Source organism: Streptomyces sp. NPDC015532, assembly GCF_043078065.1.
Classification (GTDB): domain Bacteria; phylum Actinomycetota; class Actinomycetes; order Streptomycetales; family Streptomycetaceae; genus Streptomyces.
The window spans coordinates 50,570-56,569 of the sequence record NZ_JBIBSY010000029.1 but is presented as its reverse complement, the minus strand read 5'-3'; the positions used below and the strand labels follow the sequence as shown (position 1 = coordinate 56,569).

Here is a 6,000-nt window from a genome sequence, read left to right as displayed (position 1 = left end):
ACCCCTCCCCCTGGACTCCTACGCCGACTCCCGCCGCACCGGCGCGTTCATCCTCATCGACCCCGCCGACGGCACCACCCTCACCGCAGGCATGGTCGGCGAGTCCTTCGCGGCGCCGCAGCCGGTCAAGGACGAGTCCGACGACGACGGTTGGGACTTCTGACATGAATCCCGTCGACATCTACTCCACGTTCGCGAAGGAGGGCGGCCGCGTCGGCAGCGGCGCCCTCGGCAGCGGGCAGGGCGGAGTGGCGCGATGTGCGCGATGACGTACGCGCACTGCCTGCGCGCCCCGTCCCCCCACGCTTCCCCACGTCCCCGGCTTCGCTCGGGCAGGGCGGTACCCCCGCCCCGGATGAGACGAAGACCTGCCGACCTTCCCGGCCACGATTGAAAACGTGACCGCCGGGCCACCGAGAGGAACACCTCCCGTGCCTGCCATCCGCTCCACGCGCTCCAAGTCGCTGAGCCGCGCCGTAGCCCTCGCCACCGCTCTTCCCCTGCTCGCTCTCGCCGCCTGCAGCTACGGCTCGGACGCGAAGGACGACACCAAGGCGAAGGTCGCCGCCGGGGCGAAGAAGATCGACGGACTCGACTCCGTGAAGATCGGCTACTTCGGCAATCTCACGCACGCGACCGCGCTGGTCGGCAATCAGAAGGGCTTCTTCCAGAAGAAGCTCGGCGCCACCGAGGCGAAGTACCAGATCTTCAACGCGGGCCCCTCCGAGATCGAGGCGCTCAACTCGGGCTCCATCGACATCGGCTGGATCGGCCCCTCGCCGTCGATCAACGGCTTCACGAAGTCCGAGGGCAAGAGCCTGCGCATCATCGGTGGTTCGGCCTCGGGCGGCGTCAAGCTCGTGGTGAACCCCAAGAAGATCACGTCCCTGAAGGACGTCAAGGGCAAGAAGATCGCGACCCCGCAGCTCGGCAACACGCAGGACGTCGCGTTCCTCAACTGGGCCGCGGAGCAGGGCTGGAAGGTCGACGCCCAGAGCGGCAAGGGTGATGTGTCGGTCGTCCGCACCGACAACAAGATCACCCCGGACGCCTACAAGTCCGGCTCCATCGACGGCGCCTGGGTGCCGGAGCCGACCGCGTCCAAGCTGGTAGCCGAGGGCGGCAAGGTGCTGCTCGACGAGTCGGACCTGTGGCCCGACAAGAAGTTCGTGATCACGAACATCATCGTGTCGCAGAAGTTCCTCAAGGAGCACCCGAAGGTCGTCGAGGCGGTCCTGGCGGGCTCGGTCGAGACCAACAAGTGGATCAACGCCAACCCGGACGACGCGAAGGCCTCGGCGAACAAGCAGCTGGAGGCGGACTCGGGCAAGGCGCTGCCGGCCGATGTCCTGGACCCGGCGTGGAAGTCCATCCAGATCACCAACGACCCGCTGGCCTCGACGCTGAACACCGAGGCGGAGCACGCGGTGAAGGCCGGTCTCCTGGAGAAGCCGAACCTGACCGGCATCTACGACCTCGCGCTCCTGAACAAGGTCCTCGCGGCCGCCGGCGAGAGCACGGTCGACGACGCCGGTCTCGGCGTCAAGTAAGCCCGTATCCCGATGAGTTCCCAGGAGGTGACGACCATGGCAACGACACTCGCCAAGGCCGCCGACGGCGCCGACACGACCGAGTACGCCGCCCGCATCGAGCACGTCTCGAAGTCCTTCGCCGGACCGGCGGGACACCAGCTCGTCCTCGACGACATCACCCTCGATGTCGCGCCGGGCGAGTTCGTCACCCTCCTGGGTGCCTCGGGGTGCGGCAAGTCCACACTGCTGAACCTGGTGGCGGGGCTGGACAAGCCCTCCGCCGGCACCATCACGACCAACGGGCGCCCGGCTCTGATGTTCCAGGAGCACGCCCTCTTCCCGTGGCTGACCGCGGGCAAGAACATCGAACTCGCCCTGAAACTGCGGGGAGTCGCGAAGGCCGAGCGGCGCGGGCGCGCCGAGGAGCTGCTCGAACTCGTGCGGCTGAAGGGCGCGTACGGCAAGCGGGTGCACGAACTGTCCGGTGGCATGCGCCAGCGCGTGGCGCTCGCCCGGGCGCTCGCCCAGGACAGCCAGATCCTGCTGATGGACGAGCCGTTCGCGGCGCTGGACGCGATCACCCGGGACGTGCTGCACGACGAACTGACGCGGATCTGGCGGGAGACGGGACTGTCCGTCCTCTTCGTCACGCACAACGTCCGTGAGGCCGTGCGGCTCGCGCAGCGCGTGGTCCTGCTGTCCTCGCGCCCGGGGCGCATCGCCCGCGAGTGGACGGTGGACATTCCGCAGCCGCGCCGCATCGAGGACGCCCCCGTGGCGGAACTGTCCATCGAGATCACCGAAGAACTGCGTGGGGAGATCCGCCGTCATGGCCAGCACTGAGACGAAGTCGGACGCGGCCGTCAAGGACAACGACGGGCTGGGCGGTCTGGAGGCGGGCCTCGACGCGCTGGAGTCCTCCGTGGCCGGCCGCAGCTCCTTCGGCACGACGTTCCGGGAGAAGGTGCTGCCGCCGCTGATCGCGTTCGTGATCGTTCTGGCGGCCTGGCAGGCACTGATCACCTTCAAGATCGTCGACGACCCGACCAAGCTGCCCTCGCCGTCCGACGTCTGGGCCGAGGTCCAGGACGCCTGGCTCCAGGGCACGCTGCTCGACTACATCTGGACCAGCGTCTCGCGCGGTCTCCTCGGCTTCCTGTTCGCCCTGGTGATCGGGACGCCGCTGGGTCTGCTGGTCGCCCGGGTGAAGTTCGTGCGCGCCGCGATCGGCCCGATCCTGTCCGGCCTCCAGTCGCTCCCGTCGGTGGCCTGGGTGCCCCCGGCCGTGATCTGGCTGGGCCTGGACAACAAGATGATGTACGCGGTGATCCTGCTCGGCGCCGTCCCCTCGATCGCCAACGGTCTGGTGTCGGGCGTGGACCAGGTGCCGCCGCTGTTCCTGCGGGCGGGCCGCACGATGGGCGCGACGGGCCTGCGGGGGACCTGGCACATCGTGATGCCGGCCGCGCTGCCCGGCTATCTGGCCGGTCTGAAGCAGGGCTGGGCGTTCTCGTGGCGCTCCCTGATGGCCGCGGAGATCATCGCCTCCTCCCCCGACCTCGGCGTGGGCCTCGGCCAGTTGCTGGAGAACGGCCGCAACGCCAGCTCCATGCCGATGGTCTTCCTCGCCATCTTCCTCATCCTGTTCGTCGGCATCGCCATCGACCTGATCGTCTTCAGCCCGGTGGAGCGGTGGGTGCTGCGCAGCCGCGGACTCCTGGTGAAGGGCTGACCCCGTCATGAGCAGGCCGGAGCGCCCCGTCCTCGTCGTCATCGCCCACGGCAGCCGCGATCCGCGGCACGCCGCGACGGTGCATGCCCTGGTACGCAGGGTGCGCGCCCAGCGCCCCGGCCTGCGTGTGGAGACCGGCTTCCTGGACTTCACCCTCCCTTCCGTGCAGGGGGTGCTGAACTCCCTGGCGGCCGAGGGCGTTCGTGACGTGGTGGCGCTGCCGCTGCTGCTGACCCGCGCCTTCCACGCCAAGTCGGACATCCCGGCGGTACTGCGCCAGGCGCCGTCGCGGCTGCGGATCCGGCAGGCGGAGGTGCTCGGCCCGTCCCCGCTGCTGACGGCCGCGCTCGAACGCCGGCTGTACGAGGCCGGGCTGACGCCCGCCGACAAGTCCCGGGCCGGGGTCGTCCTGGCCTCGGCGGGGTCCACCGACCCGGAGGCGATCGCGGTGATCGCAGAAATCGCGCGGGAGTGGCGGCACACCGGTTGGTGCGCCGTGCGGCCCGCGTTCGCCTCCGCATCCCTTCCCCGCACCGAGGACGCCGTCCGGGAGCTGCGCGCCCTCGGCTGCGAACGCGTCGCCGTCGCGCCGTACGTCCTGGCCCCCGGCTTCCTGCCGGACCGCATCGCCCGGGGCGCCGCCGGGGCGGACGTACTCGCCGACGTCCTCGGTGCCGCGCCGGAGGTCGCACGGGTCCTGCTGGACCGGTACGACGAGGCGCGGATGCCGTCGCTGGCGGCGCTGGGCGCCTGACTCCCCCGGGTTCGCGGGAGCGGCCCGGTGTCGCGCCGGGGATCAGTCGAAGGAGAGGCCGCCCGTCCGGGTCCGCTTGAGCTCGAAGAAATCGGGGTGAGCGGCGAGGACACGGAAGCTGTCGAAGAGTTCGGCGGCCTTCTCTCCGCGCGGAACGGCCCGGAGCACGGGGCCGAACCACACCGTTCCGTCGACGTGGAGGGTGGGCGTTCCCACATAGGCGCCGGTGTCCGCCTCCGTCCCGGCGTCATGGCTGCGGCGCACCGCCTCGTCGTACGCGGGGTCGTGGGCCGCGTCGGCGAGGGCGGCGGGGAGTCCGAGCTCGGCGAGCGCCTCGGCGGTCACCGCGTCGAAGTCCTTGGCTCCCTGCTGGTGGATACGGGTGCCGAGGGCGGTGTAGAGATCGCGCAGCACCTTCTCGCCGTGTGCCTCGGCCGCGGCCACCGCGACCCGTACCGGACCGATGGACCTGTCCACCAGATCCCGGTACCAGTCGGGGAGTTCGTTGCCGACGTTGTGCAGATACAGGCTCATGGCGTGGAACCGGAGGTCGAGCGGGCGGCTCCGCTCGACCTCCAGGATCCAGCGCGAGGTGATCCAGGCGAAGGGGCAGGCGGGGTCGAACCAGAAGTCGACCCGCGTGGGCGATGTGGTCGTCATACCGTCGAGGCTAGTCACGTGGTGGCGCAGAATCCCGGCCCAATCCCGCACGGAAATCTTGGGCCACTTCTCGGCTCGGCCCGTCCGCCGGATCGGCTGTGCCGTCGTAGCGGCGTGCCGACGTGGCGACGTGGCGGCGTGGCGGCGTGGCGGCCGTGGAGCGTTCCCTCGCCGGGCCCCGGGGCCACGCCTCCTCAGGTGCGCGGGGCCGACGCCTCCTCGACGAACACGTCGACCTCGTCCGGACCGTACGGAGTGCCCTGGTGGAAGTAGAGGAGCCAATCGTTCCCGGACAGCCGCCACAGGGAACTCCGGTGCGCCCGGCGGCCGTTGTTGTCGGTGTCGAAGGTCAGGTGGACCAGGTCGGCGGCGAGCTGCACCCCCTTCACACGGGAGGTCGTCGTGCGGCTTCCGTCCTCCGTCCCGGCGGCCAGCAGCGCGACGATCGAGGCGCGGTCCCAGATGCGGCCGGACGCGCCGAACTCGTAGAAGTCGGGGTGCAGCAGGGCGGCGACGAGGTCGGCCGAGCGGCGGACCGCCGGATCGAGGAGGCGCAGTTCGCCCTCGATGGCGGCCTCGACGGCGGCATTGCGCTCAAACACCGGTCAGCTCCTCCAGCTTGACGACAGTGTTCCAGTTCCGTGTGGTGACGAGGACGCCCTTGAGCAGTCTGGGCTTCGCCAGCGCTTCCGCGAGCTTGGAGCGGCCGAGGCCGTCGGGTGCGTAGAGGTAGAGGACGCGGTCGCCGAGGCGGAACTCCTCGGGGAGGAAGGCCGCGGGCTCGACGGAGGCGAAGCGCTCGGCGTCGACAGGCCCCGAGAAGTAGGTGACGTGCAGTTGCCTGCCCTCCAGCTCGGCGGCCGGGAACGGGCAGGCCTCCCTGACGGCCCGCAGGTAGGCGTGATCGCGGACGAGTACGCCGACGCCGAAGCCGAACTGCTTCTCGATGGCCCCGGAGATCTCCTCGGCGAGGGACTCCTCGTCCCCGCCGTCGCTGCTGAACACCGCGTTTCCGCTCTGGAGATAGGTACGGACGTCGCCGTACCCGAGTCCTTCCATCAGGGTGCGCAGCTCGGCCATCGGCACCTTTTTCGCGCCGCCCACGTTGATGCCGCGCAACAGCGCCGCGTACGTCGTCGTCATCCGAACACCATAGGCCGGGTGCCGCGCCCCCGGGGGTGGGCACGACGGCCGTACCCGCGGGGCCGCCCGCCGGCTTCCGGGAACCGGGCCGATCCCTGAGCGGCACCCCCGAGAAGTGCCGTTAGGTGTAAGGGGCTTCCGTCCTCCCCAGTGCGGAGAACCCGGGGTCCGCGGGGAGG

Annotated in this window: 7 protein-coding genes; 4 read left to right on the top strand and 3 right to left on the bottom strand. The window is 70.4% G+C overall.

Annotation, left to right across the window (positions count from 1 at the left end):
* Positions 1 to 431 precede the first annotated feature (431 nt).
* The 4 genes from ACF07B_RS42360 to ACF07B_RS42345 are packed head-to-tail and all read left to right on the top strand — an operon-like array spanning position 432 to position 4,018.
* Positions 432 to 1,550, top strand: coding sequence for an aliphatic sulfonate ABC transporter substrate-binding protein (locus ACF07B_RS42360; protein ID WP_369482314.1), 1,119 nt, complete (start codon positions 432 to 434; stop codon positions 1,548 to 1,550).
* 36 nt (positions 1,551 to 1,586) lie between these two features.
* Positions 1,587 to 2,375, top strand: a complete 789-nt coding sequence (locus ACF07B_RS42355; RefSeq protein WP_369482315.1) for an ABC transporter ATP-binding protein — start codon at positions 1,587 to 1,589, stop codon at positions 2,373 to 2,375.
* Complete coding sequence (locus tag ACF07B_RS42350) at positions 2,362 to 3,264, top strand: ABC transporter permease (RefSeq protein ID WP_369482316.1); 903 nt, start codon at positions 2,362 to 2,364, stop codon at positions 3,262 to 3,264. Before ACF07B_RS42355 ends, ACF07B_RS42350 begins: the two co-directional genes overlap by 14 nt.
* Before the next feature lie 7 nt (positions 3,265 to 3,271).
* Entirely contained in the window at positions 3,272 to 4,018 is a 747-nt protein-coding gene (locus ACF07B_RS42345) for a sirohydrochlorin chelatase (RefSeq protein WP_392182866.1), read from the top strand.
* Between the two features lie 42 nt (positions 4,019 to 4,060).
* Here ACF07B_RS42345 and ACF07B_RS42340 read toward each other — a convergent pair whose 3' ends face one another.
* The 3 genes from ACF07B_RS42340 to ACF07B_RS42330 all read right to left on the bottom strand — a co-directional run bounded on the left by ACF07B_RS42340 (position 4,061) and on the right by ACF07B_RS42330 (position 5,821).
* Positions 4,061 to 4,678, bottom strand: coding sequence for a DsbA family protein (locus tag ACF07B_RS42340; RefSeq protein ID WP_392182865.1), 618 nt, complete (start codon positions 4,676 to 4,678; stop codon positions 4,061 to 4,063).
* A 194-nt stretch (positions 4,679 to 4,872) separates the two neighbouring features.
* Positions 4,873 to 5,280 carry a nuclear transport factor 2 family protein gene (locus ACF07B_RS42335; RefSeq protein ID WP_362405258.1) on the bottom strand — a complete coding sequence of 136 codons (408 nt, stop codon included), beginning with the start codon at positions 5,278 to 5,280 and terminating at the stop codon, positions 4,873 to 4,875.
* Entirely contained in the window at positions 5,273 to 5,821 is a 549-nt protein-coding gene (locus ACF07B_RS42330; RefSeq protein WP_369482319.1) for a DUF1697 domain-containing protein, read from the bottom strand. Before ACF07B_RS42330 ends, ACF07B_RS42335 begins: the two co-directional genes overlap by 8 nt.
* Positions 5,822 to 6,000 lie beyond the last annotated feature (179 nt).